This is a genomic window from Actinospica acidithermotolerans (assembly GCF_018139625.1).
In the GTDB taxonomy this organism is placed as follows: Bacteria; Actinomycetota; Actinomycetes; order Streptomycetales; family Catenulisporaceae; genus Actinospica; species Actinospica acidithermotolerans.
In genome coordinates, this window is record NZ_JAGSOH010000409.1 from 1 (window position 1) to 389 (window position 389).

Here is a 389-nt window from a genome sequence, read left to right on the forward strand (position 1 = left end):
AACTGGGCACTCAGTTATAGGTGTCCAAGAAGTTCCGGAAGCAGATACTCATCGTTATGGAATTATTGATCCATTAACTAAAAATGGGCGTCAGTATGAAGTGAAAAAGTTTGTTGAAAAGCCAGCACAAGGTACGGCACCATCAAACCTAGCTATTATGGGGCGATATGTATTAACGCCTGAAATTTTCGATTATTTAAAAACGCAAAAAGAAGGCGCAGGTAACGAAATTCAGTTAACAGATGCGATTGAGCGTATGAATAATGATAACCAAGTGTATGCATATGACTTCGAAGGCGAACGTTATGACGTTGGAGAAAAATTAGGCTTCGTTAAAACTACCATAGAATATGCATTGAAAGATGACAGTATGCGAGAAGAATTAACAC

At 38.3% G+C, this 389-nt stretch carries 1 protein-coding gene; it reads left to right on the forward strand.

The genetic code is table 11. The features are described from left to right. On the forward strand, positions 1–389 hold a 389-nt coding region (locus tag KDK95_RS39160), incomplete at both ends, for a sugar phosphate nucleotidyltransferase (protein WP_249162355.1).